Origin of the sequence: Polaromonas sp. (genome assembly GCF_041689105.1) — a bacterium.
In the GTDB taxonomy this organism is placed as follows: Bacteria; Pseudomonadota; Gammaproteobacteria; order Burkholderiales; family Burkholderiaceae_C; genus Polaromonas.
The window spans coordinates 1-2,863 of record NZ_JBDNGU010000202.1; the positions used below are offsets into that span (position 1 = coordinate 1).

2 protein-coding genes and 1 pseudogene are annotated in these 2,863 nt (G+C 63.2%); all 3 read right to left on the reverse strand.

The window, feature by feature from the left end:
- Nucleotides 1-185: 185 nt before the first annotated feature.
- The gene (locus ACESMT_RS20025; protein ID WP_372828356.1) at nt 186-1,373 is read right to left on the reverse strand and encodes a phenylacetate--CoA ligase family protein; all 1,188 of its coding nucleotides are present in this window, start codon (nt 1,371-1,373) and stop codon (nt 186-188) included.
- A 185-nt stretch (nt 1,374-1,558) separates the two neighbouring features.
- Nucleotides 1,559-2,368, reverse strand: coding sequence for an ABC transporter ATP-binding protein (locus tag ACESMT_RS20030; RefSeq protein ID WP_372828355.1), 810 nt, complete (start codon nt 2,366-2,368; stop codon nt 1,559-1,561).
- 187 nt (nt 2,369-2,555) lie between these two features.
- A pseudogene (locus tag ACESMT_RS20035) lies at nt 2,556-2,863 on the reverse strand (ABC transporter permease); the annotation flags it as partial.

Consider the following 2,863-nt stretch of genomic DNA (forward strand, 5'->3'; position numbering starts at 1 on the left):
CCGCGGATCTGGCTTTGCCAGTCCGCAGGCGCAGCGCCCCCGCGGGGGGCAGCGCAGTACGCGCAGCGACAAGCGTGGGGGCTCTCTCTTCACCAGCCAGGGCCGCGGATCTGGCTTTGCCAGTCCGCAGGCGCATCGCCCCCTCGGGGGGCAGCGCAGTACGCGCAGCGACAAGCGTGGGGGCCCTACTTGTAACTCCGGGCGTCTTCAATGACCCTGCCGTCATTGGGCAAACTGCCCGGGGTCACCAACTCCACATCGCCGCGCAACTTGGTCACGTCACGAACGGCTTCGCCGATCCGCAGCGCCAGCCCTTGTGGCGTCGCGGCGGTTTCCACCATGAGGGTCATGCTGTCATTGGCCATCTCGCCAGTTATCACGAGCCGCGCCCGTAAAACCTCGGGAAACCGCCGGGCGATGTCTGCCACCTGGCCAGGGTGGACAAACATACCGCGAACCTTGGTGGTCTGGTCGGCCCGTCCCATCCAGCCTTTGATGCGGGTATTGGTTCTTCCAGTCGGGCAGGCGCCCGGCAGCAGCGCCGACAGGTCGCCCGTACCAAAACGGATCAAGGGGTAGGCAGGATTGAGCGTGGTGACGACCAGCTCGCCGACCTCACCGTCTGGCACCGGGTCGCCGGTGCCGGGGCGGACGATTTCCACGATCACGCCTTCATCGAGCACCAGGCCCTCCCGGGCGTCAGTTTCATAGGCGATCAGGCCCAGATCGGCCGTGGCGTAACTCTGGAACACGTCCAGGCCGTGGCCGGTGAACCAGTCGCGCAGGCTGGGCGGCAGCGCCTCGCCACCGGTCAGGCCCTTGCGGATGCTGGAGATGTCACTGCCGGTTTCCAGCGCCTTCTCCACCAAAATGCGCAGGAAGCTGGGCGTTCCCATGTAGGCGCCAGGTCTGAGCTCGGCAATCGCCTGGAGCTGCTGCTCCGTTTGGCCCACGCCGGCCGGGAAAACGCTGCAGCCAACCGCGTGCGCGCCGGCCTCCATGATGAAGGCGCCCGGCGTCATGTGGTAGCTGAAGGCGTTGTGAACCAGATCGCCGCTGCGAAAGCCCGCAGCGAACAAGGCGCGGGCCGAACGCCAATAGTCCCTGGTGCTGCCCTCGGGCTCGTAAATCGGCCCGGGTGAGGAGAAAATGCGCGGCATCGCCGGGCCGCGCAGCAACGTGGAAAAACCACCAAAGGCGTCGCCGGGCCGGCCAGCCTTCTGCCGGTCGAACAGCGCGTGCTTGCGGGTGACGGGAAGCCGCGCCAGCGCCTCGCGCGAGCTGATGTCGGCGGCATGGACGCCCGCCAGGAGGGCGGCGAAGGCCGGCGCTGACTTCTGGGCATGGGCCACCTGGCCAGATAGCGCCGCCATGAGCCAGGTTTCGCGCTCGGCTGCCGGCCGGGTTTCCAGTCCGTCGTAATATTTTGCCCCCACGCTTTTCACTCCGTGTAATACGCTGCCCCCCGAGGGGGCCAATTTCCCTAGGGGCGGCCCGTCGGAAAATTTTGCCCCCACGCTTTTCACTTCGGGCGCGTTCGGTTTCGGGCTGTCGGTGCTCATGCCAGCCAGCGCTTGCGCCGTTTATAACTCTTGACGTCTTTAAAACTCTTGCGCTCGCCGCCACCGACACCGAGATAAAACTCCTTGACGTCTTCATTGGTTGCCAGCTCGGCTGCGGAACCGTCCATCACGACCCGGCCGCTTTCCATGATGTAGCCATAGTCAGCATATTTCAGGGCCATGTTGGTGTTTTGCTCAGCCAGCAAAAATGTCACTTTTTCCTTCTGGTTGAGGTCTTTCACAATCTCGAACACCTCTTCCACGATCTGCGGCGCCAGTCCCATCGAAGGCTCGTCGAGCAACACCATGGTCGGGCTGGCCATCAGCGCCCGGCCGATCGCGCACATCTGCTGCTCGCCGCCCGAGGTGTAGGCCGCCTGAGAGGTGCGCCGTGTCTTGAGCCTTGGAAAGTAGTTGTAAACCTTCTCCAGGTTGGCGGCCGCCTCGGCCTTGCTCTTGAGCGTGTAGGCGCCTACAGCCAGGTTTTCCTCAATCGTCAGATGGGCAAAGCAATGCCGGCCTTCCATGACCTGCACCACGCCGCGCTGCACCAGGTCGGCCGGTGACAGGTTTTCGATGCGCTCGCCGCGCAGCTCGATGGAGCCCTTGGTGACGGCGCCGCGCTCGCCCTTGAGCAGGTTGGAGACGGCTCGCAATGTCGTGGTTTTGCCAGCGCCGTTGCCGCCCAGAATGGTCACGATCTTGCCCTGCGGCACTTGCAGCGACACGCCTTTCAGCACCAGGATCACATGGTTGTAAATGACCTCAATGCCGTTGACGTTGAGAACGATGTTGGGTGTGCTCATAATTTTTTCATGTTGGACCAGTAGCCAGCACTGCGCGCAATGCTGGCTGCTGGGCGCTTGTCATAGGGGGCTGCCCAGGCTGTCATTGCGGACTCGATCCGCAATCCATGGCGGTGCGCCTGCACACCACCATGGATGCCGGAACAGGTCCGGCATGACATCTAAGAACCCGCAATGACATGCGTTGTCAGGACTGGCAGTCTGCAGGTGCGCGGCGCGTCAGTTTCTTTTCAGCCGCAAATTTTTCGGCAGATGCTCTCACGAGAGGACGAATGATCTGGTCATCAGCCTGCAGCCAGTCTGAAGACCAGCCAAACTTGCTGCCATCCCAGGTGTGGACCCGCGCCCACGCAGAGCCCATGTGGTCCTGGCAGCTGGTGGATACAGGACGCATCACACCTTTGAAGCCCAGCGCATCGAGCTTGGCCTGCGTCAGGTTCAGGTTCTCATAGCCCCAACGTGCTTGCTCGCCCGACATGTGCTTGCCTTTGCCAA